This window comes from Agarivorans litoreus (genome assembly GCF_019649015.1).
Taxonomy (GTDB): Bacteria; Pseudomonadota; Gammaproteobacteria; order Enterobacterales; family Celerinatantimonadaceae; genus Agarivorans; species Agarivorans litoreus.
Genome location: NZ_BLPI01000001.1, coordinates 1,076,708 through 1,097,068 on the forward strand (window position 1 = coordinate 1,076,708; position 20,361 = coordinate 1,097,068).

21 protein-coding genes are annotated in these 20,361 nt (G+C 44.9%); 14 read left to right on the top strand and 7 right to left on the bottom strand.

Annotated features, from left to right (window positions below; all coding sequences use genetic code 11):
* Positions 1 to 69: 69 nt before the first annotated feature.
* Complete coding sequence (locus tag K5L93_RS04980) at positions 70 to 837, bottom strand: transporter substrate-binding domain-containing protein (protein WP_220718733.1); 768 nt, start codon at positions 835 to 837, stop codon at positions 70 to 72.
* Positions 838 to 992: 155 nt separating this feature from the next.
* On the opposite strand from K5L93_RS04980, the gene K5L93_RS04985 reads away from it, so the two are divergent.
* Positions 993 to 2,027 carry a DUF2157 domain-containing protein gene (locus K5L93_RS04985; RefSeq protein WP_220718734.1) on the top strand — a complete coding sequence of 345 codons (1,035 nt, stop codon included), beginning with the start codon at positions 993 to 995 and terminating at the stop codon, positions 2,025 to 2,027.
* Between the two features lie 472 nt (positions 2,028 to 2,499).
* On the top strand, positions 2,500 to 4,131 hold the full coding sequence (locus K5L93_RS04990; protein WP_220718735.1) for a methyl-accepting chemotaxis protein: 1,632 nt from the start codon (positions 2,500 to 2,502) through the stop codon (positions 4,129 to 4,131).
* A gap of 152 nt (positions 4,132 to 4,283) precedes the next feature.
* Here the strand turns inward: K5L93_RS04990 and K5L93_RS20050 are convergent, their stop codons facing one another.
* From K5L93_RS20050 to K5L93_RS05000, 3 genes are all read right to left on the bottom strand, one after another.
* The gene (locus K5L93_RS20050; protein ID WP_246614989.1) at positions 4,284 to 4,889 is read right to left on the bottom strand and encodes a substrate binding domain-containing protein; all 606 of its coding nucleotides are present in this window, start codon (positions 4,887 to 4,889) and stop codon (positions 4,284 to 4,286) included.
* A complete protein-coding gene (locus tag K5L93_RS20055) occupies positions 4,886 to 5,233 on the bottom strand; it encodes a LysR family transcriptional regulator (protein WP_246614990.1) in 348 nt (115 codons plus the stop codon). Before K5L93_RS20055 ends, K5L93_RS20050 begins: the two co-directional genes overlap by 4 nt.
* A gap of 323 nt (positions 5,234 to 5,556) precedes the next feature.
* Positions 5,557 to 5,874 carry a heavy metal-binding domain-containing protein gene (locus tag K5L93_RS05000; RefSeq protein WP_220718736.1) on the bottom strand — a complete coding sequence of 106 codons (318 nt, stop codon included), beginning with the start codon at positions 5,872 to 5,874 and terminating at the stop codon, positions 5,557 to 5,559.
* A 973-nt stretch (positions 5,875 to 6,847) separates the two neighbouring features.
* Between K5L93_RS05000 and K5L93_RS05005 the strand changes: the two genes are divergently transcribed.
* Entirely contained in the window at positions 6,848 to 7,885 is a 1,038-nt protein-coding gene (locus tag K5L93_RS05005; RefSeq protein WP_220718737.1) for a DUF5677 domain-containing protein, read from the top strand.
* Between the two features lie 270 nt (positions 7,886 to 8,155).
* Here K5L93_RS05005 and K5L93_RS05010 read toward each other — a convergent pair whose 3' ends face one another.
* Both K5L93_RS05010 and hutX read right to left on the bottom strand, forming a co-directional pair.
* A complete protein-coding gene (locus K5L93_RS05010) occupies positions 8,156 to 8,668 on the bottom strand; it encodes a pyridoxamine 5'-phosphate oxidase family protein (RefSeq protein WP_220718738.1) in 513 nt (170 codons plus the stop codon).
* Positions 8,668 to 9,183, bottom strand: a complete 516-nt coding sequence (gene hutX, locus K5L93_RS05015) for a heme utilization cystosolic carrier protein HutX (RefSeq protein WP_220718739.1) — start codon at positions 9,181 to 9,183, stop codon at positions 8,668 to 8,670. Before hutX ends, K5L93_RS05010 begins: the two co-directional genes overlap by 1 nt.
* A 180-nt stretch (positions 9,184 to 9,363) precedes the next feature.
* Here hutX and K5L93_RS05020 point away from each other — a divergent pair, with 180 nt between their 5' ends.
* The 6 genes from K5L93_RS05020 (at position 9,364) to K5L93_RS05045 (ending at position 14,113) form a co-directional block, all read left to right on the top strand.
* Positions 9,364 to 10,185, top strand: coding sequence for an energy transducer TonB (locus K5L93_RS05020; protein WP_220718740.1), 822 nt, complete (start codon positions 9,364 to 9,366; stop codon positions 10,183 to 10,185).
* 4 nt (positions 10,186 to 10,189) lie between these two features.
* Positions 10,190 to 10,927 (top strand): MotA/TolQ/ExbB proton channel family protein, encoded by a 738-nt coding sequence (locus K5L93_RS05025; RefSeq protein WP_016402993.1) that lies wholly within the window; start codon positions 10,190 to 10,192, stop codon positions 10,925 to 10,927.
* Positions 10,924 to 11,346: an ExbD/TolR family protein gene (locus K5L93_RS05030; RefSeq protein ID WP_220718741.1), complete on the top strand. Its 423-nt coding sequence runs from the start codon at positions 10,924 to 10,926 to the stop codon at positions 11,344 to 11,346. The genes K5L93_RS05025 and K5L93_RS05030 overlap by 4 nt, the downstream gene beginning before the upstream one ends.
* The gene (locus K5L93_RS05035) at positions 11,339 to 12,193 is read left to right on the top strand and encodes a heme/hemin ABC transporter substrate-binding protein (RefSeq protein ID WP_220718742.1); all 855 of its coding nucleotides are present in this window, start codon (positions 11,339 to 11,341) and stop codon (positions 12,191 to 12,193) included. The genes K5L93_RS05030 and K5L93_RS05035 overlap by 8 nt, the downstream gene beginning before the upstream one ends.
* A 62-nt stretch (positions 12,194 to 12,255) precedes the next feature.
* Positions 12,256 to 13,323, top strand: coding sequence for a FecCD family ABC transporter permease (locus K5L93_RS05040; protein WP_220718743.1), 1,068 nt, complete (start codon positions 12,256 to 12,258; stop codon positions 13,321 to 13,323).
* A 7-nt stretch (positions 13,324 to 13,330) separates the two neighbouring features.
* Positions 13,331 to 14,113, top strand: coding sequence for a heme ABC transporter ATP-binding protein (locus K5L93_RS05045; RefSeq protein WP_220718744.1), 783 nt, complete (start codon positions 13,331 to 13,333; stop codon positions 14,111 to 14,113).
* An 8-nt stretch (positions 14,114 to 14,121) separates the two neighbouring features.
* On the opposite strand, the gene K5L93_RS05050 is transcribed toward K5L93_RS05045, so the two are convergent.
* A complete protein-coding gene (locus K5L93_RS05050) occupies positions 14,122 to 15,021 on the bottom strand; it encodes a helix-turn-helix domain-containing protein (RefSeq protein WP_220718745.1) in 900 nt (299 codons plus the stop codon).
* A gap of 240 nt (positions 15,022 to 15,261) precedes the next feature.
* Between K5L93_RS05050 and K5L93_RS05055 the strand changes: the two genes are divergently transcribed.
* The 5 genes from K5L93_RS05055 to K5L93_RS05075 all read left to right on the top strand — a co-directional run bounded on the left by K5L93_RS05055 (position 15,262) and on the right by K5L93_RS05075 (position 20,317).
* A complete protein-coding gene (locus K5L93_RS05055) occupies positions 15,262 to 16,191 on the top strand; it encodes a virulence protein (protein WP_246614991.1) in 930 nt (309 codons plus the stop codon).
* A gap of 38 nt (positions 16,192 to 16,229) precedes the next feature.
* Complete coding sequence (locus K5L93_RS05060) at positions 16,230 to 17,120, top strand: alpha/beta fold hydrolase (protein ID WP_246614992.1); 891 nt, start codon at positions 16,230 to 16,232, stop codon at positions 17,118 to 17,120.
* Between the two features lie 5 nt (positions 17,121 to 17,125).
* The gene (locus tag K5L93_RS05065) at positions 17,126 to 18,427 is read left to right on the top strand and encodes a DUF4056 domain-containing protein (protein ID WP_220718747.1); all 1,302 of its coding nucleotides are present in this window, start codon (positions 17,126 to 17,128) and stop codon (positions 18,425 to 18,427) included.
* Complete coding sequence (locus K5L93_RS05070; protein WP_220718748.1) at positions 18,420 to 19,571, top strand: BamA/TamA family outer membrane protein; 1,152 nt, start codon at positions 18,420 to 18,422, stop codon at positions 19,569 to 19,571. Before K5L93_RS05065 ends, K5L93_RS05070 begins: the two co-directional genes overlap by 8 nt.
* Before the next feature lie 110 nt (positions 19,572 to 19,681).
* Positions 19,682 to 20,317 carry a GTP cyclohydrolase II gene (locus K5L93_RS05075; RefSeq protein ID WP_220718749.1) on the top strand — a complete coding sequence of 212 codons (636 nt, stop codon included), beginning with the start codon at positions 19,682 to 19,684 and terminating at the stop codon, positions 20,315 to 20,317.
* The last annotated feature ends 44 nt before the right edge of the window (positions 20,318 to 20,361 follow it).

Consider the following 20,361-nt stretch of genomic DNA (forward strand, 5'->3'; position numbering starts at 1 on the left):
CTATGCCACAAGCTAAAAGTAAGGGGCGGGTTTTAAATCAATACAAGCACTAGAATATAAGGCTTAGTGCTAGCGTTCTTGAATCGCTTTAGGTAGGTAACTCTCTACAATATCTTGAATTTCGCCACTCTCGAGAAGCTGTTGTACGCTCAGTTCAATGTCTTGCAAAATTTGCTCAGCATTGTCGGTATTCGGGGCGATAGAAATAGTGATATATGACTTCGTAGACGCTAAATAAGCAGGCTGAGCAAGCTCAATATCCATCTCTTGCGCTAGATTCGAAATGAGCCCAAGGTTGCCTGCAAAGCCATCTACTCTCCCAGCCTCTAACAACTTAAGCGCCTGCGAGTAGGTCGAGGCCGACAGCATGGTCACTCGCCCCTGCTCTGCTGCATCATACAACTTTAGCCCATAAACTTTGCTAGCCCCTCTTAACGAGGCCACCCTTTTACCTTCAAAGTTATCCCAGGTAAATGGCTTATCCACTAGGCTGACCACCGCTGTTTGAAAACTGGCTACGGCAATTGGCTGGTGAATCGATTGGTCAAACTTTTTATTGGGAAACAAGCAAGAAATCACCACTCCTTGTTCGTTATGCAGCAGCTCATTAACAATTCGTGGATAAGGAACCACATTCACTTTGGCATCATCTCGCTTTAAGCGCTGAGCAACAAGCTTAAGTATATCGACGTAATAGCCTTTCGGCTCACCGCCTTCTTCAAAGCCAGCGGGTTTAGAGTTCAAGGCATAAAAACGATAGAACTCGCCTGAGTGCTTAGCGCTCAGACAACTGCTAAAGCTTAAAAAAAATAAGGCTATCAGAAACTTAAGCGCCATAGGCGAATCATGTCCGTTAACATTTAGAATAAGTAAGTAAAGCGACAGCCAAGCTTATATGTCAAGTTAGCCTAGGGTAGATATTTTTGACAAATGACTTAGTTTTCTTAAAAGAACAATGGCAAGCTGATGAAATCTCGTAATAGGACTCACTAATGACTCAAATTACCTCGCGTAAATTACAACAAGCCGTTGAAGCTAATATCATCAGCCAGCAACAAGCAGAAAACTTGCTCAGCTTTTTAGAGCTGCAATCAAACACCACGGCTCAATTTAGCTTTAGCCATTTGTTGTATTACTTTGGTGGATTAATCGCCATTGGCGCTATGACCTTGTTTATGAACTTGGCTTGGGAAGGTTTTGGAGGCTGGGGCATCGTTAGCATTAGCCTGTTGTATGCGGTGTTGGCACTACTTCTTTGCCAACGCTTTAAACAGCAAGGCCATATTATTCCTGCGGGTTTATGCGCCACTTTTGTTATTTGCCTCACTCCTTTGGCAGTATATGGCTTGCAACAAGCGATGGGTTGGTGGCCTAGCTCTAGCCAATATCACGACTATCACCGCTATGTTCAATGGCATTGGCTATATATGGAAATCGCCACCCTAGTCGTTGGTTTAATTCTATGTTGGCGCTACCGTTATCCATTTATGTTAATGCCGTTGGCCGTTACCCTTTGGTATATGAGCATGGACATCGCCGCCATGTTAGCTGGTGAACGACCCGATTTTCAGTTACGAAGTTTGGTTTCATTATATTTTGGTTTAGCCATGATTCTGCTGGCTTTTTGGGTTGATCTACGCAGTCGCCACAGCGCCGATTTCGCGTTTTGGTTATATTTCTTTGGCGTACTCACATTTTGGTGTGGTTTAAGTTTTCAACAATCCAATAATGAGTGGGCAAAATTTTTGTACTTTCTCACTAACCTAGCCATGATGCTGGCTGGGGTTATTCTGGCCCGCCGCGTATTTGTGGTTTTTGCTGCCATGGGCTGCTTTTACTATTTTTACTACCTTGCCGATCAAGTATTTAAAAACAGTTGGCTATTTCCAATTTCACTAACGCTGATTGGATTAGCGATGGTCTATCTAGGTATTCTCTGGCAACGGCATCAAAATACGATTAGCCAGCGCCTTCGAGCTTACTTACCCTTAGCCTTACAAGAGTTACTCGCTAACAAAATGCACTAAGCGCTGTTAGTGTGGTGGTTTGGCTAAACCTCCTTCCAGCTCTCTGGGGTCTGTTGAAATTTTGTTCGAGATAAGCGGGCTTTAATCGCGGCGAGCACTTAGAAGCCTAGTGGGCTAAGCAAAAAGTGCTTAACAAAGAGTAAAGTTCGCTTATCCGAACCCTTCGGGCAGCATTTCTCAGCGTTAGCAAGTGATTATTAAGCCCACTTAACTGCACACTCACTGCCTTGCCTAAATGGCTAATAAATTGCTGCATAAACCATCAGCAAAGATCAACAGACCCTAGTCATTATGTATGATCAACTAAACAGAAAACCTTGAGGAAATCCAAAGCCACACTCAAAAATGTAAAATTTTATTAACATTCACACAGAATTAATTCTGCTTGCCTACAATTTAAACTTATAAGTAAGCCTATAGCGCCTTGTTTTATATAAGTTAATTATCAATAAGTATTTTACGGACGGTCACGATGAATGTTAAGAGTTTGAGGTTTAAGTATTCGCTAATTTTTGCTGTGAATGCTTTGTTATTAATTTTGGTATCGCTGATTGGCTTCAATGTTGGTAAAAGTACCTACAACAGTTTACTCACCATAGAAGAAAACATCTTGCCCGCTCTGGCAGCGGTGCTAAATGCGGATCGAGACCTTTACCAAGCTAGAGTAGCCGAGTTAGAAGCACTAGACGCCCCAAGTTCAGCGCTAGCCGGCTTAATCGATGATTACCAAGAAAATGCTAAACAAGCCCATCAGCGCATGCAAAAATTTAAAGAACTGTTAAGCGACTACCCTGGTGCGACTCAAGGCTTACAAAGTTTTGAGCAAAAGTTTAATCAATGGAAAAAGCCCAGCAATGAGGTTTTTACCTTGCTTAAAAACGGCAATAAAAAGCAGGCAATCGCACTAAGCTCAGGCCAAAGCGTGCAAAGCTTTGAAAGCCTGCGCGAGCTATACAATATTGCTACCGAAGCGGCAGAAAAGCTCGCCAATGATATTGAGCAACAATCCTCTGCTGATGTTGGCAGTCAATTAAATATGTTAGGTATTATTGCAAGCATTGCCGTAGTTTTATCCATTTTATTGGCTTATTTTGGCCCTAAAGTTTTAGTTGATTCAATTAACCGTATTACCACCCGTATTAACGACATTACTCAAGGTGATGGCGACTTAACTCAGCGCCTAGAAGTACAAAACCATGATGAGATCGGCGAGTTAGCCACTAGCTTTAACCAATTTGTTGATTTACTCGAAGGTTTAATTGGCAATGTGAATAAATTCTCTCAAGAGCTCAATCAGTCTGTAGCTGCGATTAGCCAAAAATCGGAACAAACAACCGAAGTAAGTAAAGAGCAAAATCAATCGGTAGAAATGATTGCCACAGCAGTCACCCAAATGGCCGCAGCTATAAGAGAAGTAGCGAATAACGCCAATCATGCAGCCGAAGAAATTAACACGGTAAATAGCCAAACCGAACAAGGGCAAAAAGTGACTAAAGAATCGGTGGAACACATCAGCTTGCTGTCTAACACCGTTCAAGAGGCGGCCAATGTAGTTGAAAACTTATCGCAAGACTCCGACCGCATAGCATCGGTATTAGATGTAATTCGCGGGATTGCCGAGCAAACCAATTTACTCGCCTTAAACGCCGCCATTGAAGCAGCGCGCGCTGGCGAGCAAGGACGCGGATTTGCCGTGGTAGCCGATGAAGTAAGAAGCCTCGCCAGTAAAACTCAACAATCTACCGAAGACATTCAAAAAATGATTGAAGCACTACAAAGCGGCGTAACCCAAGCAGTAGATGCCATTAATAAAGGCTCCACAGTTGCCGAAGGCACGGTTGATTTAGCCGGACAAACCTTAGAAGCGCTTAATCAGATCTTAGAGTCTACTTCTAAGGTGAGCGAGGTTTCGATCTCAACCGCCACCTCTACCGAAGAGCAAAGCCATGTCACCGAAGATATCGACCGCAACCTAACGGAGCTAGCCGATAAAACCCGCATTAACTTGGAAAACTCCACCGACTCTTTAGCTGCTGCGCAATTAGCGATAGAGAAAGCGGAGCAATTGAACCAACAACTTAGCCGCTTTAAAGTATCGGTTTAGTTAAACAGGTTGCGGAGTTATCTATCAAAGAGTAAGCAGCAATACTTGCTCTTTTTTGTAGCTATTTAACCTGAACTTGGGACAAATAAGTGACCATAACTCTGCAATCCAATACCTAATCTAGCTTAGTGTTTCCGACGAGATAGTTTGGCTTATCTATATAGCTGTTGATAGTTGGGCAAGTGCTCAAGCCAAAATGGTGGAGTACCAATATATTGCTGCACCGCACCAATAAACTCTTTCACTAACACCGTTTGCTTACGGTGCGGATACACCGCATAGATACCAGTATCCATGGTTGAAATTTGGTAGTTGGTAAGCAGTGGCACTAAACCTAAGGTTTCGGTGGATGCCTCAAGATTAAACAAGTCAATCATGCTGTAGCCTAAACCATCACACACCGCGCCCATCAAGGCTCGTACATCACTCACTTTATAATTTCCTTGCATGCGATAGCTTTGGTTGGGTTCACCATGCGGGGTTTCGCCCAGCTTTATATGATCAAGCACCCGCTCGCCATTGCTATACACAACTGCGGGTAACGCCAATAATTGCTCTGGTGTTTCGGGCATACCGTGCTGCTCAACAAAGCTTTTAGAAGCAACCAAAGCAAAGTGAGTGTTTGCTAACTTTTTTGCAATCAAGTTAGACGCATTTAACTTACCAATGCGAAATGCTAAATCATAATGGTCGGCAATAATGTCTGAGCGGCGATCTTCCAATACCATGCTAATTTTTACCTGTGGGTATTGCTTCATAAACTGCGAGACCACCGATTGTAAGTATTGCTGGCCAAAAAATTTTTTGGCGCGACAATTCTTAAGGTGCCCTTAGGCTCCAGTTGGTAAGAATCGGCAATAATCTGAATGTCGCCCAAGGTATCTAACAACTGCAAGGCTTTATCGAAAATCTCTTCACCCGCTGGAGTTAAGGAAAAAGAACGGGTAGAACGATTAAGTAGCTGCACGCCAAGTTCAGTTTCGAACTTTTTAATCTGCTTAGAGAGCAAAGAATTATCCATATTGTGCAAGGCAGCAGCTTTAGCAAATGAGCCTTGCTGCACAACATCAACAAACAAAGACAATTGCTTGGTATTCGACATTCTTTCTCCTTATTTCTAAAACCCTGCACTTAAGATAACCGCTTACTAAGCAAGGCAAGCTCTACTAATATTTTTTGCTTATGCCTGAGCAGCATTGCCAAGCAACAACATGTAACTAAACATCTTTGTTTTCTTGGCGAGACTTCAACTAAAAGTTATCCAATTTAGGACACCTTACTAGGGATTATTGATCTTTAGAGCTGATAGCGCAGTAGCCATAGACTAAAAGTGCTGCACTAAGCGCTCTCCTCCCTAATCACTCCACCTTAGCGGATATATTTTTTTACTGTACAGTTCCCCAAATCAATCTGAGGCTTAGCTCATTACAAACTTAACTTAACGGCAGTGCCAAACACCATAATTTCTGAAGAACCGTCCATAATTGCGCTGGTAGTAAAACGGATCCCTACCACCGCGTCAGCACCCTTGTTTTTGGCGCTCTCAACCATGCGTTGAATCGCCACATCACGCGCTTCGCTTAGCATCTCGGTGTAACCTCGAATTTCCCCACCAACAATGCTTTTAAAGCCCGCCATAATGTCGCGCCCAATATGCTTAGACTGCACCACACTGCCAGTCACCACACCTAATACTTCGTGAGTAGGTTTTCCGGCTATTGATTCGGTAGTAGTAAAGATCATCTTGATTCCTTAGGTGGAGTGACTTGGTTTGTACTTTGGCATGATAGCTTAAAAGCAAAATCGGCCATACTGCCAAGCCAGTTACTGTTTGATTAGCTGGCAAAACTTCGCAGTTAAAAAGAGCTTGTAATATGCAATTGTATCCATCAGTAGTAACGCAGAAGTGGATCTCTGATACCTAACTGGTTTTTGCCCCTTTATGTATAAGCTATAGAGTAAAAGCTTAGCTAAGCAAATAGAAAACTCGCCTTGCATCTTCTTAGATCCTCCGTTGCGCATTCACAAGGGAGTTGAAGTAACTCGCTACGCTCAAACAGACTTCAACTCTGCTCCCTTATTCATTTACGCTACTCGGCGAAGATGATGGGATTGAAAAGCACAATCTTGGCTATCGAGTGTGTGAAATGTTTTGTCCCCTTTATGTGTTAGCTATAGAGTAAAGGCTTTCGCCTGCGGCGACGTCATTTTTCTTTGACGAGCAAAGAAAAACGAAGCAAAAAGAAAACTCGCCCTGCATCTTCTTAAACCCTTCGTTGCGCATTCACAAGGGAGTTGAAGTAACTCGCTGCGCTCAAACAGACTTCAACTCTGCTCCCTTGTTCATTTACGCTACTCGGCGAAGATGATGGGATTGAAAAACACAGTCTTGGCTATCGGATGTAAGGAATGGTTTTGCCCCATTGCATGTTACGGCACACTCAAAATTACTCTTAACAAACTTATGTACCCTTAAATTTTTCTAGTTTTGTGGACAAAGCACTGTCGTTATATACATTCAAATTGTGATTCCTTCTTTCCACAAAGGCTTGCATTCTTTTGTGCTGATGTTTTTGTTATTTTTCGAGCTAGGTGGCTGATGTAGCTTAGGAAAGGTGATAGTCTGTGTTTTAACAAATGTATGATAAGAGGAAAAATCCCGTGTTTAAACAAGGCATTTTTCCTATTAATAAGTTGTTATGAATCAGAGGCAGTAATGGATACATTCCACAAAGAATTCATTGGGATGCTCAATAAAAAAATTGAAGATAACCCAAATCAGAGTTCAGAAATTGATGTCGAAGAGCTAATTGCTAACATTACTCCAGAGCTTGTCGAAATACTTGAGAAATCTCTTAATAAATCATCAGCAGAAATGCTCCAAGAACGACAACACGGTTTTTCTGAGTTTGCTAATAATAATGTCTCTCGCTGGAAAGCTGGGTTTGATTTATTAGAATCTCATATTGTTGCTTGTACTGAAGCAGGTGAAAATATTAATTCATCCTATAGGGCAGAAGCTGCCGAAAACAACGATTTATTATTTGATTTGCTAGTCCGTCACCATGCGAGAGCGTGTCATATTTCTAACGAAATACTTTGCTTACTTAAGAATGGCTTTCCTGATGCTGCTCATTCACGATGGCGTGCTTTGCATGAAGTAAACGCTACAGCAATGTTTCTAGATAAACATGGGTATGAATGTGCAGAAAGGTTCTACTTCCACGATGTAATAGACTCATACGATGGTATGAAAGAACATAAAAAGTATGAGAATCGGCTCCAAGCTAAAGCTCCGCCGACTGAGGACATAGAGGAGTGCAAACAAGAATATGACCGCTTAATTAAACGCTATGGTAAGTCATTTGCGTTCCATTACGGTTGGGCTGCGCACGTTTTTCCCGATAGAAATCCAAGAACAGTGGGTTTTGCAACAATTGAAAAAGATGTTGGTCTTGACCATATGCGTCCTTATTACAAATGGGCAAGTCAAAACATACATGCGGGCTCAAAAGGAATGAGAAATCGCCTTGCATTGGCTGAGTGTAACGACGATATTTTAGTTGTTGGGCAGAGTAACTCTGGAATGACAGACCCAGCTCATGCAACAGCTCTTAGCCTAATGCAGGTTACATGTATTCTATTAAAATCAAAACCAACACTTGATCATATTGTTTTAATGGAAGTTGTCAAAAACTACGCAGATAGAATTGGGCAAATATTTTTGAGTATATCGAAAGAAAATGATTCATAACAAAGCCATCAAGGTGATGCATTACACTCGGTGGTTTTGGTATGGAGTTCAGTGTACTTTGCAAGTTCAGCGGGGCACACCTTATGGCAGGCGTTAATACTAAATATGTCTAGCTTGGGTGACTCAAACATCAAGGCATAAAAAAAGCTGCACCAATACTAGTGCAGCTACAGTCTAATAAGACCCAAGGTTTCAGCTTTCGCTGAGTGTGGAGAGAGTACTTACGTACAAGGGCAGCTAAGCCCCAACGGGTGTAAAACCCACGGGCAATTAAGCCCGCTTTTTATGCCCTTCCTTCAAGTGCACAAAATCGACATCGTCTAAGCCTTTAATATCAAAGGCTTGACCAAATCCTTTTACATAACGTCCTTTAATCGGTTCTAAAGCAAACAGGCTAAAGTCGGCTAGTTGGCGTAAGTTGCCAACAATTTCGCCGTGGCGCTGTTCGAGTAAATCAATCACTTGCTCACGCGGTTCGTCGTCTACTTGCTTGGCAATAACGTCGTAACTCAAGCGTTTACGGGCATAAATTTGCTTAGCATCGGCTTCGTCGTCAATTAACATTACGGCGGCTTTGTTGTGAGCGCGCAAGTAACCGGCATGCTTGGAAATATCGCTAATTAAAATGTAAAACGCCCCTTGGTAACAAATAAATGGCGAGTACGAGCTATGTGGGAATTCATCTTCCCCCAGCGAGGCAATCAAAATACTCTGCTTGCTAGCGACAAACTCTGCTATTTCGGGGCCTAGGCGCGATGCCAAGCGTGCTTTTTTATCAATCATTACTGTTGGTTCTCTAGTTCCGTTAGTGCCATGTTTTGCTTTAGCAATTCAAAGCGTTCTACTTGTTCTGGCAACAATACGCGTTTGCGATCTCGCCCTAAATAAATCTTAAATATAGTGCTGCCATTATCATCAAAGAACTGAAAACAGTAACTTTGGGTGCCGCGCAAGGGCTTACTAATTAAGGCAATGCTAGCAATGTTGTCTAGCTTTAAATGGCCATGTAAATGGCTTTGCTTATCCATTAAATTGTAATAACCGTGGCCTGGTTTACCACAAGGAAAGTTATCTTTTATTTCAAATACTGAACCAGCCACTTGAATAATGGTGGTCATTGGTCCCCAACTAGGGAGATCGTACATTAGCCATTGCAGCTGCTCATTAGGTAACCAACAGGCCCATTCTTCCGGCAGAGCTTGGACAATTTCTGCTTCGCTGCATTGCGCTTTTTCTGCCAATTGAGCCACACTTAATTCGCTGTGCTGCTCTACTACTTCGGCTGGCGTTAAGGCCATTTAACTCTCCTATCTTGCTTGCTATTAGCAGCTTGTTTGGACAATAGGCCAAACTGCTTAACTGTTTGCCACCTTACCCTAGCAACAAATCAAATGCAAATCATTATCATTTGTATTTACTTATTTTTTATTTGCCAGTATCCTAGGCCCAATGTCGAGTTAATTGTGTAAGGGTAAAAGATGGGGAAGCTTAGTTTGGCCGTGCTAATTTCAGCGGCTATACATGGCTACTTTATGTATATGCAGCCCAACATCAAAGAGATGACACAAAGTAGTGGCGGCCAAACGGCAGCGCCGAGTTTAAGTGTTGTGGCAATAAATACCTCGGTGGTGGCAACAGAACAAGCTGAAACCCCTTCAGAAGAGGCCTTGCCCGCTGAGACTCCGCCACCAGTTAAGCCCTTGGCAAAACCAGAACAGGCAAGCCCAAAAGCGCTAACAAACAAGCCTACACCTCGCCCAGTTGAGCAAAAAACAGCGGAAGTAAAACCTGTAGTAAAGGACACACCGAGTGAAAAACAGAAACCTAGAGAGCAAAATCAACTTGCCCAGCATAAACCGCCGCAGCCGGAGCAAGTTAAAAAGACGCCTACAGAACCCCTTAAACCCGCAGCAAAGCCTGATCTTAAGCGCGAGCCTGTTGAAGAACTAAACACTGCTCAAGCAAGTGCTAGCCAAGTAAATAGTCAGGCGCAAACCGAGCAAGGTTTGTCTAAGTTGCCGCGCATTAATACCCAGCCTCGCTTTGCGAGGCCGCCTACTGCGCCAGTATATCCACGGGTGGCTAAGAAACGCGGTTTAGAAGGCACAGTGATGGTAGAGGTTTGGTTAGACCCTACAGGTCGACAAACCAAACGTGAAATAAACAGTAGTTCGGGCGTAAAAAGCTTGGACAAGGCGGCATTAAAGGCAGTGAAGCGCTGGCAGTTTAAGGGCCTAATTGTAGATGGCCAAGCTCAAGCTTCGCGCGCGCTTATCCCTATTCGTTTCAATTTGAGTTAAGTTTATGCAAATAATATCTTCTGAACAGCTTGGTGCGCTAAGCAACATTTTAACGTCGGAGCAATTGGGCGATTTACGCTGGCCAATTGTACTTTGCTCGGTATTGGCCTGCGCCATCATCATTGAGCGCATAGCCAGTTTAGCCTTTACTCACATTGCTATTCACCAACGTAACTGGCTTAAACTTGCCACCCATTTACTTACCAGTAAAAAAGCCCCCTGCAAAAATCAAAAGCAGTGTTTTTCGCAATCTCGCAGTTTGGCGCGCAAAGCTATTTGCTTGTTATTAGTACATAAAGATCAAGCTAAGAACCTACGTGAAGAAATCGCCGCAGTATGGCTGCGCCAGCAGCAACAAAAACTGGCTAGAGGTTTAAAAGCCTTACACATACTGGCTTTAATTAGCCCTTTGTTGGGCTTGCTGGGCACGGTGCTGGGCTTAATTGAAATGTTTGATGCGCTAGCAGTAAGCGAGCAAGCCGTTAACCCTGCCATGTTATCGCAAGGTTTAGGCACGGCCATGTATACCACAGCTGCAGGCCTATTAGTTACAGTGCCAGCACTGGCTTTTGCTCATGGTTTAAGCCTTTGGAAAGACCGGATTATTCATGAATTAGAAACCACTATTAACCAAGCAAATCTAATGATTGAAGGGGTGAACACTCTTGCCGATGACGCTCGTACTTTAGCGGCATTTCAGCCAGAAGCGAAGACGAAAGAGTTAGAGCACGCGCCAGCATGATCCGCATCGAACAACAGCACAATAGCTTTAGCATGGTGCCCGACTTAACCGCCCTACTCGATATTATTTTTATTGTATTGGTGTTTTTGCTGCTCACTGCCAATAGCCGGGTTTACCAAATGGATATGGATTTACCCAGCACCAGCCAAGAGCAAAGCAGCGTAGCCAGCGAACCTGCCGAGCTGCAGCTTAGTTTGTTTCAGGATAATCCTATTTGGGGTTTGGATGAGCAGCGTTATCAAACGTTTGCCGACTTTGAACAAGCCATAAAACAACAAACTAAACAGCAAAGCGATCCCAGCGTGAGCTTAGCTAGCGAGCGCCAAGTGCCCGTTGAACACCTATTAAAAATGTTAGAGCTGTTGCAACAGCTAGATATTAAAACCACCCAAATACTCATGGATAAGAACAATGATTAAGCGCCATCTCCCCCCGCTGTTTTCTGCCTGTTTAGGGCTAAGCCTTATTGCCAGCACAGCGCTGCAAGCTGAACCACTAAAACGCGTAGTAAGCGCTGGCGCCAACATCACTGAAATCATCATTGCCTTAGATGCTGAGCAACAGATGGTTGCGGTAGATTCTACCAGCCAGTTACCCAGTAACCTTTCGCTGCCAGTAGTGGGCTACCATCGCCAACTTAGCGCCGAAGGTTTGTTAGCTCTTGCGCCCGACGCAGTAATTGGCAGTGATGAAATGGGCCCCGATAGCAGTCTTAATCAGCTGCAGCAAGCTGGCGTTCAGATCCACCGATTAAACAGCCAGTCTACGGTTGCCAGCCTAGAGCAGCGGATTGATGCCTTAGCTACACTGCTAGGTCACCCAGCCAAAGCCACGGAGTTGCATCAAAAGCTAAAACAACAGCTAACGCAGCTAGACGAATATTCACAATCGGCCAAGCCAATGAATACTCTGTTTTTTATGAGCCACGATGCGAAAAAGCTACTCACTGCGGGCCGCGATACAACTGCCAATAGTATTATGGAGCTAGCAGGTGCGGTAAACCTCGCCAAACCACATTTAAACAGCTACAAACCGCTATCAGATGAAGCGATACTTTCTATGCAGCCAGAGCTCTTGTTGTTTAGCCAACGCAGCTTAGACAAATTAGGTGGTGTACAAGGTGTGTTAAGCAGTTTTCCGGTATTAGCTGCGACCCCTGCTGGAAAAACCAAGGCAATTTATGCGATTGATGGACATGCACTTATTGGTGGCTTAGGCTTGGCAAGCATAGATGAAGCGGTGCGCCTAAGCCAACGCTTGCAGTAAATCGTTAACCCCTTGCTGGCGAAGGCTTAAACCTTCGCCATTGTAATTACTAGGTTGTATTAATGTCTCTATTTTCTCAGCATTCGGCTAAGCCCAATGCATTGTTTTCAGGATGGCTACTGCCCTTGGCTTTGCTGATATTGTTAGCCACCGCGCTGTTGTCGGTCACCCAAGGGCCAATGAGTATTCCGGTAAGTGATGCCCTAAGTGCCTTGCTGCCCTTTAACTTCGAAAGCGACGCACCGGCGCATTATCAATTAGTGGTTACCGGCATTCGTTTACCCCGCACCCTATTATGTATTGCGGTTGGCGCAATATTGGCAATGTGTGGCGCGGTAATGCAAGGGCTATTTCGTAACCCCTTAGCCGACCCCGGCATTATTGGGGTGTCTAGCGGTAGTGCAGCAGGTGCAGCCATTGCGATTGTATTGCTGGGCTTGGTGAACTGGCAGCTGCCTGAATTTATTAGCGCTTTAGCGGTGCCACTGTTTGCCTTTATTGGCGGCTTTGTAACAACGGTATTGGTATATCGTTTAGGTACCACACCTAACGGTACGTCGGTAGTAATGATGCTATTAGCCGGCATTGCTGTAGGCGCATTATCTGGCGCAGGCATTGGCTTATTAAGCTATTTAGCCAATGACCAAATGCTACGTGATTTAAGCTTGTGGCAAATGGGTTCCTTAGCCGGCGCCACCTGGAGCAACATAGTATTAGCCTTTGTCACTTTAGCTATTTTGCTAGTGGTATTTATGCGCAAAGCCCAAGCCTTAAATGCTTTGCTGTTAGGCGAAGCCGAAGCGGGCCACTTGGGTATTCAAGTTCAAAAGCTTAAAAGCCAATTAATTTTCTTTACTGCTTTAGGTGTTGGTATCGCTGTATCGGTATCAGGTTTAATTGGTTTTGTGGGCTTGGTAGTTCCCCACTTAATTCGCATGCTGCTAGGGCCTAATCATCAACGCTTAATTCCCTACAGCGCATTATTGGGCGCAGCCTTATTGTTACTAGCGGATTTGCTTTCTCGCTTAGTGATAAGCCCTGCCGAGCTGCCTGTAGGCATTGTTACAGCTTTGGTTGGCGCACCGTTTTTCATCTTCTTGCTGTTACAACAGCGCCAGCGAATTGCTTAGGGTTTCTATGTCGTCTTTATCAAACAGTATTCAACTGCAAGGCTTAGATTTTTCGCTAGGCAATAAGCAACTTTTTAGGCAACTTTCATTAAGCTTTGCTGCTGGCCAACACACCGCATTATTAGGTGCGAACGGGGCTGGTAAGAGCTCGCTACTAAAACTTATTTGTGGAGATCGCCAACAACAAGCCGGCAACATCCACATTTTAGCTAAGCCGCGCAGCGAATGGGATAAACCCCAGTTAAGTCGCCATTTAGCCGTGTTGCCGCAAAGCTCGGAACTAAGTTTTGCCTTTAGCGTGAGCGAAGTGGTTGGTTTGGGCTTAATTAACAGCCGCTTAAGTTATCAAGATCAGCAAAAGATTATTAAGCAACAGCTTGAGTTGATGGATATTTGGCACTACAAAGATACCCCCTACCCGCAGCTTTCTGGCGGTGAAAAACAACGCGTGCATTACGCACGAGTGACAGCTCAGCTAGCTACCACGCCCATCGAACAGCAAATTCTATTGTTAGATGAACCCACCAGCGCCCTGGACTTAAGCCACCAGCAAGTGCTAATGGAACACGCAGAAAAGCTTAGCCAGCAAGGCGCTACAGTCATTAGCGTGGTGCACGACTTAAACCTTGCCTCTCGTTACTGCCAGCGCATTTTGCTGTTAAAAGACGGTGAAATTTGCAGTGACGGAACGCCAGAAAAAGTACTAAATCAAGCCAACATTAAGCATGTATTTGATTACCAAGCCGAGATAATGCGCCACCCAGAACAAGACTTTCCAGTGGTTATTTAGCAACCCAGCTAGCTTTTATTTCGAAAGCTGGCTGGGCTGTTGCCAGTTAGTTGCTTAAAGCGGGCACTAAAATGGGCTTGGGAAGAAAACCCGGTTTGATAAGCCACTTCTGCCAAACTTAATTCGCCTGTAAGCAATAAGCTTTTAGCCCGCTCGATACGTCGCTGGCTTAGGTATTGATGAGGGCTTAACCCGCTGCTTTGTTTAAACATACGGGCAAAGTGATAGTCACTTAAATCCACCAACTGGGCCAACTGATTCAAGCTAAGTTTGTCGGCTAAATGCGCCTCTATAAACTCTTGGCAACGGGCAAGCTGAAACGGCGCCAGCCCCCCACTAAAGCTTGGTTCAGTTAGCTGTTTAGTTAGGTAGTGTTTGCTTATATGGCCAAGCAGCAATTGGCTAAGTTGATCCAAAGCTAAACGGTCGGCATTGTCTTGCCAATTAAGCTTAAGTAACCACTGCTGAATAAGGCTGCTTACAGCCAGGTCGTCTGCAAATGTAAGATCTTGCACGTCAAAACCAGTACCGCTTTTATCCCAAATTTGTTCAATACTTTGGCTTAGATCGTTATCGCTAAAATACAAATGCACAAAGGCCAAATCGCCATCTACCTGCCAACGAGATTCATGCCCAGCAGGCATTAAACAAAGCTTTCCCGGAGCGCCGCCACTTACCAAATTAGAGCCAATCAGCCGCTTAGTTCGATAACCACCAGCAAGATAGACACTTAAGGTGTGATGCTCTGGGCGATGATAAGAGGTGCGGTCATCTTGATTAGACCAACGAGCAAAGCCTAACTGCTCGCCAAGGCTAACGCTATTATGCAACACCGCCCGTGCTTGATTAAGCCGTTCAAATACATGGCTACCTTGAATAAAGCGATGGTCTGATAGTTTATTGCTCATACCACCTCCTTATGGTGCTGCGCATTAAATATAGAAAATATCACCAACATTCCCTGCTAAGCAAGTTAATGAATTACAGCAATTACTTGCCTTAGAGTTGATGCTCTAATAAAATCTCACCAACTTTTATAAGCATAGAACCTGAGTACTTCAGGCTACGTAGCGCGTATTAAGAATACTCTCCAATGCGCTACCCTCCAAACCACAAGGACGTAAACACTCTACCCTGCAAGTAGAGTGATGTTGGCGATCTTTGCTTTGTTGTTTTTACGCAAAATTGAGACAAGCTCGTACATGAAACTACCTAACTTTCTGCTGGGTTATAGCGCACTAACGCTGTTACTCCCTACATCTAGCTTTGCAGAAAACTCGCCACAGTCCGAGAATAACGGCGAGCAATACCAAGCTATGTTCCCTATTTGGGCACAAGAAGCCATAGACTTAGGCCATAAACTACCCAAACCTTATGGCTTTAGCATCAACTACATGAGCATGTCGCAACCGTTAATTGTGGATAGCGTGGCCTTCTCTGGCCTAGGTAGCGCCATCGACAAACTAGTAGGCGTTAGCGGTAGCCAAGCTATTCAAGACTCAGAAACTCTTACTTTGCGTGGCGATGTTTGGGTGCTGCCCTTTTTAAATGTGTATGGTGTATTAGGCCAAACCAAAGGCAGCAGTGTCGCCAACGTGCAAGTAAATCTTGCCGGCACACCAGTGGGTGATCCGTTTGACTTTAGCTTACATTTCAGCGGCGTGACTTACGGTGCTGGTACCACTTTAGTGGGCGGCATAGGCAACTGGTTTGCTCTGCTTGATGTTAACTACACCAATACCGATCTCGATATTTTAGACGGAGAAATCAGCACCATTGTAGTTACGCCACGAGCAGGTTACCGCTGGGAAGTAGGCGGGCGTGATATTCAAGTTTGGGGCGGCGCGATGTACCAAAACGTTGAGCAAACCTTTAGCGGCAACCTTAACGATATTGGAATTAACCTTCCGCCGCCGCTGCCTAGTGGCGGTAAATTTGTGGTAGACCAACACCTAGAAGAAAAATGGAATGGGTTGATTGGCGGGCAAGTGTCACTCACCGACAATGTAGACGCACTGCTCGAAGTCGGCTTTGGCACCCGTAGCAGCTTTATGCTTGGTCTGGGTTACCGCTTCTAATGCGCATAGTGAGTTTTTTTTCGCGCAGGCTGCTTGGCTTGGCTTTACTATTGAGCTTAAGTGGCTGTTCGGCCCTAGCGGTTAAAGAACAGTTAGATGCCAAGCAACTGCAAAAGGCGCAATTTACCGAAAGTGAATTCAATTTGGCCGAAGGTGGCCAGCTGCGTTACTGGGTGGGTGGTCAAGGTGAGCCCTTAGTATTACTGCATGGTTTTGGTGGTACTGCCACCACTACCTGGCTACCAGTGATGCTAGAGCTAAGCCAGCACTATCGAGTAATCGCCCCAGACTTAGCCTGGTTTGGAGACTCTTACAGCGAGGGCGCAGCCAACATTAGCACCCAACGTGAAGCGGTTAATCAACTCTTAGCGCAATTGCGTGTAGAGCAATTTAACTTGGTAGGCATCTCCTATGGGGGTTTAGTTGCCTATGACATGATGGCCCAGCAAACAGGCATTAAAAAAGCGGTAATACTCTCTAGCCCAGGCACCTTTATTAGTGACCAAGAGCTGCTTGAACTTAGTCAGCGTTTTGAGCGAGAGCAGCCAGCCGATATTTTTGTACCCGAAAATCGCCAACAAATGCGCCACTTGCTAAAGGGCGTATTTAGTCATTTTCCACCGCTGCCCCATGCAATAGATCAGCAAATCTATCAGCGCTACTTTGCTCTTTGGCAGGCTCAGAAACGCCAACTCATTGAAACTTTGCCCGAGTACCGCGACCAACTGACACCAAAGGTTGAGCCACGAAAAATGCCGCCAACCCTAATTATTTGGGGAGAAAACGATCAGGTATTTGAATTAACCCAAGGCGAACAGCTGGCACGCTATTTAAATGCACCAATGATGGTAATCCCTAATGCTCCTCACAACATTAGCAACGAACACCCCAACACTGTTAGCCAAGCAATAGTGCTTTTTATTGAATGAGAACTATGACTTTATCCAACATCTACAAAATACTAAGCAACCGCCAGCTACTCGGGAAATTGAGTGTATTGGCAGTGACTAGCTTGCTAAGTGCCTGTTCCAGCAATAATTGGCAAACCCGTAACCAGCCAACAGTTGAGGCGGTGCAAAGTGCGCTAAGCGAACAACCCGACTTGCAGCTACTTAGCCAACAAACCCCGCAACAATTTAGCCTCGCCAGAATGCCTGAAGACGTAAGACCTTGCTGCGCTTTTGGCAATGCCCATAAGGTTAAAGTAGGCAGCATACAAGTTCCCTTTTTTCGCTATGCCAATACCTTATCGCTGGATGAAATCGGCCCACACGCTTATGAAGCGGGCACTTGGAGCTTTCAACGTGGCGAGCCTAAAGGTCGCCGCAGCGGCGAAAACAATGGCCAACTTTATACCTTACGTGGTGGCTTTATCGATTTAGCCCATGTTCGCGATACTGCCGACAACACAGTGGCTTTGTTTCAGCGCATTTATCCACAGTTAGGCCAAGCATTTACCATTGAGCTACCCGCGGAAATTGGCCCCAGAGAAATTCGCATTAAAGCCTTTAAGGTTGAGCATTTAAGTCACCAGCAACGCTGGGAGTTAGCCGCGCAATTAGCAGCGAGAATGGCTTATTCAATGGCCGAAGCACACGAAATTGCCCAATGGCATGGCTACCGTAGCTGGCGCCCATGGTCTGAAGAAGTATCGGCCTATTCACCAGAAGATCTTTACTCAAACATGTTAGGCGCAAAAATTGGTTTGGCCTTGGTGGTAAATAACTTAAGTATGACCAGAGAGCTCTATAACCAGCACATGAGCCAATGGTTAAGCGCATCTATTGCGCAATTAGAGCCAGTATCAAAGCAGCAAACTAACGCACTGTTTGATGCCATAGACGGCCATTGGTGGGATTCAAATCAAGCGCTACCCAGTAAGTTTATGCTACTAAAACGCCATTATCGCTTAGGCAAAGAACAGCATCCTTACTTAGTGCCGGAGCATCTTGCTCAGCAAGATCTTAGCTGGCCATTGCTTGAGCCGCTGTTTGCCAAAACACCTAGCCCTATGCCACTTTCGCTGCCCGCGATTGTTCATGGCATCGATATGAGCGGCGTTGCCCAACAATGGTTAGAAGTCGCCCCCAAGTACCAAGCAAACTTTAGCCATGTGCCTAAGCACCTTTGGCAAAACGGTTTTAGCAATCGTAAGTTTTTAGCGATAACTCACTACAACCAACTACAAGACGAAATAGAGCTACAAGCCCATATTGGTAAGCACTTAAATGATTAAACTGGTTTACTTTATTGCCGCTGTAAGCGGCGGGGCCTTGGCTTCAACAGATTTAGCCGAACAGCAGCAAAGCCAAACCGATGGCAGCTTTATCGATAACATTCTAGAAAAGCTAGGCGCCGACGGCGGTTACGATAGCAGTAAAGCCATCGACTTTAGCGTACTGCCGGGGCCATTTTATAACCCAGAACTATCCTTAGGTGTGGGCGTATCGGCCATTGGTTTGTACCAAATAGATGAAAACGACCAAGTAAGCCAAACCTCTTCTTTGGTGATTAACGGCTTTGCTTCGATTAATGGCTCAATCGGCATGACCATCGACAATCGCAGCTTTTTCAAAGAAGACCAGTGGCGCCTTTATGTTGATGCTGATATCGCCGACGCTCCCGATGTATTCTACGGAGTGGGATACCAGCAAAACCACCAAGACAATAACCGGGTTAATTTTAATCATCGGCAACTGTCGTTACGCCCAATGCTACTTGGTCGCGTGGCTGACTCAGCCTTTATTGGCGCAGGCTTTGACTTTAGCTACGCGAAAGCCAGCGAGATCGACCCAGCCCAAAGCGAAGTAGATAGCAGCATTCTTGAATCCAGCGCTAGTGCTGTGGGCCTAACCCTCCAAGCGAACTACGACACCCGAGACGTGGTACGTAACCCCTATGAAGGAAGATTATTGCAACTAGATGCTGGCTGGTACCACCCGCATATTGGTAGCAACGATAGCTTTCAAACCCTTAGCTTTAATTACAGCGAGTATTACCGTTTAGGCCCGCGAGATAGTGTGCTTGCTTGGCAATATAAAAGCCGCTTTAGCTATGGTGATGTGCCTTGGCACATGCTGTCTACCCTTGGTGGTGGATCGGCCCTACGTGGCTATACCACAGGCCGATATCGTGACAAACAAATGATGATGAGCCAAGTAGAGTATCGCTGGGACTTACCCAGACGGCACGGCTTAGTGTTTTGGCTAGGGGCTGGCGCGGTAGCGCCTACATTGGGTGAATTTAGCAGCCAAGAAATACTGCCCAACGCCGGCTTTGGCTACCGCTTTGAAGTAAAAAGCCGAGTGAACTTGCGCTTAGACATGGGCTTTGGTGATGGTGAAAGCGGCTTCTACTTTAATGTAGATGAGGCTTTTTAAACCATAAAGGCATAACCGCAAACTATTTACGATTAGGAATTGCTTTGCATTTGGTATAATGAATTTATACACTTCGCCCTCGCCATAAGCTGTAGTAATGGAGCGCTTAAATGAAATCAGCAGAAAAACTAAGTAGTATTCGCACTCGCGTCCCCTTTCAGGTGGGCCGACGTAGCGATATTCCTGCTGAAATGCTCTCATTTACCAACCTAAACAGCGACAAAGAGCACGTTGCTTTGGTATTTAAAAATGCCGATAACCAACAAACTACCCCTTTAGTGCGGATCCATTCAGAATGCCTAACCGGCGACGTATTTGGCTCATCTCGCTGTGATTGTGGCGAACAACTAAACGAAGCTATCGAAAAAATGGCTGAGCAAGGCGGCATCATTTTATATATGCGCCAAGAAGGCCGTGGCATTGGTTTGTACAACAAGCTAGATGCTTATGAATTACAGATTAAAGGCGTAGATACTTATTCGGCGAACAATCAATTGGGCTTTGATGATGATTTACGCGACTTTAGTGAAGCTGCACAAATGCTTAAAGCAATGGGGGTGTCGGAATTAAAGTTACTTAGCAATAACCCCAAAAAACAAGCCGCTTTAGAGCAAAATGGTATTGCAGTAAAAGAGCTGCAAAGCACCGGTGTATATCGAAAAGTAGATAACCATTACTACTTAGAAACCAAAGCCAGCCGCGGCAAACACCGCTTAAAGCTTACCAAAGACATGCAACCTTCTTAAAAAGCGCAATAATCTATAAAAACAACTAAGGCCGCGCAATAATC

Excerpts from the sequence above, each read along its gene's own strand:
- K5L93_RS04990 (WP_220718735.1), top strand. The coding sequence starts at position 2,500 with ATGAATGTTAAGAGTTTGAGGTTTAAGTATTCGCTAATTTTTGCTGTG.
- K5L93_RS05005 (WP_220718737.1), top strand. The coding sequence starts at position 6,848 with ATGGATACATTCCACAAAGAATTCATTGGGATGCTCAATAAAAAAATT.
- K5L93_RS04980 (WP_220718733.1), bottom strand. The coding sequence starts at position 837 with ATGGCGCTTAAGTTTCTGATAGCCTTATTTTTTTTAAGCTTTAGCAGT.
- K5L93_RS20050 (WP_246614989.1), bottom strand. The coding sequence starts at position 4,889 with ATGAAGCAATACCCACAGGTAAAAATTAGCATGGTATTGGAAGATCGC.
- hutX (WP_220718739.1), bottom strand. The coding sequence starts at position 9,183 with ATGGCCTTAACGCCAGCCGAAGTAGTAGAGCAGCACAGCGAATTAAGT.
- K5L93_RS05020 (WP_220718740.1), top strand. The coding sequence starts at position 9,364 with ATGGGGAAGCTTAGTTTGGCCGTGCTAATTTCAGCGGCTATACATGGC.
- K5L93_RS05040 (WP_220718743.1), top strand. The coding sequence starts at position 12,256 with ATGTCTCTATTTTCTCAGCATTCGGCTAAGCCCAATGCATTGTTTTCA.
- K5L93_RS05010 (WP_220718738.1), bottom strand. The coding sequence starts at position 8,668 with ATGATTGATAAAAAAGCACGCTTGGCATCGCGCCTAGGCCCCGAAATA.
- K5L93_RS05070 (WP_220718748.1), top strand. The coding sequence starts at position 18,420 with ATGATTAAACTGGTTTACTTTATTGCCGCTGTAAGCGGCGGGGCCTTG.
- K5L93_RS05055 (WP_246614991.1), top strand. The coding sequence starts at position 15,262 with ATGTTGGCGATCTTTGCTTTGTTGTTTTTACGCAAAATTGAGACAAGC.
- K5L93_RS05030 (WP_220718741.1), top strand. The coding sequence starts at position 10,924 with ATGATCCGCATCGAACAACAGCACAATAGCTTTAGCATGGTGCCCGAC.
- K5L93_RS05065 (WP_220718747.1), top strand. The coding sequence starts at position 17,126 with ATGACTTTATCCAACATCTACAAAATACTAAGCAACCGCCAGCTACTC.
- K5L93_RS04985 (WP_220718734.1), top strand. The coding sequence starts at position 993 with ATGACTCAAATTACCTCGCGTAAATTACAACAAGCCGTTGAAGCTAAT.
- K5L93_RS05045 (WP_220718744.1), top strand. The coding sequence starts at position 13,331 with ATGTCGTCTTTATCAAACAGTATTCAACTGCAAGGCTTAGATTTTTCG.
- K5L93_RS05035 (WP_220718742.1), top strand. The coding sequence starts at position 11,339 with ATGATTAAGCGCCATCTCCCCCCGCTGTTTTCTGCCTGTTTAGGGCTA.
- K5L93_RS20055 (WP_246614990.1), bottom strand. The coding sequence starts at position 5,233 with ATGTCGAATACCAAGCAATTGTCTTTGTTTGTTGATGTTGTGCAGCAA.
- K5L93_RS05050 (WP_220718745.1), bottom strand. The coding sequence starts at position 15,021 with ATGAGCAATAAACTATCAGACCATCGCTTTATTCAAGGTAGCCATGTA.
- K5L93_RS05075 (WP_220718749.1), top strand. The coding sequence starts at position 19,682 with ATGAAATCAGCAGAAAAACTAAGTAGTATTCGCACTCGCGTCCCCTTT.
- K5L93_RS05025 (WP_016402993.1), top strand. The coding sequence starts at position 10,190 with ATGCAAATAATATCTTCTGAACAGCTTGGTGCGCTAAGCAACATTTTA.
- K5L93_RS05000 (WP_220718736.1), bottom strand. The coding sequence starts at position 5,874 with ATGATCTTTACTACTACCGAATCAATAGCCGGAAAACCTACTCACGAA.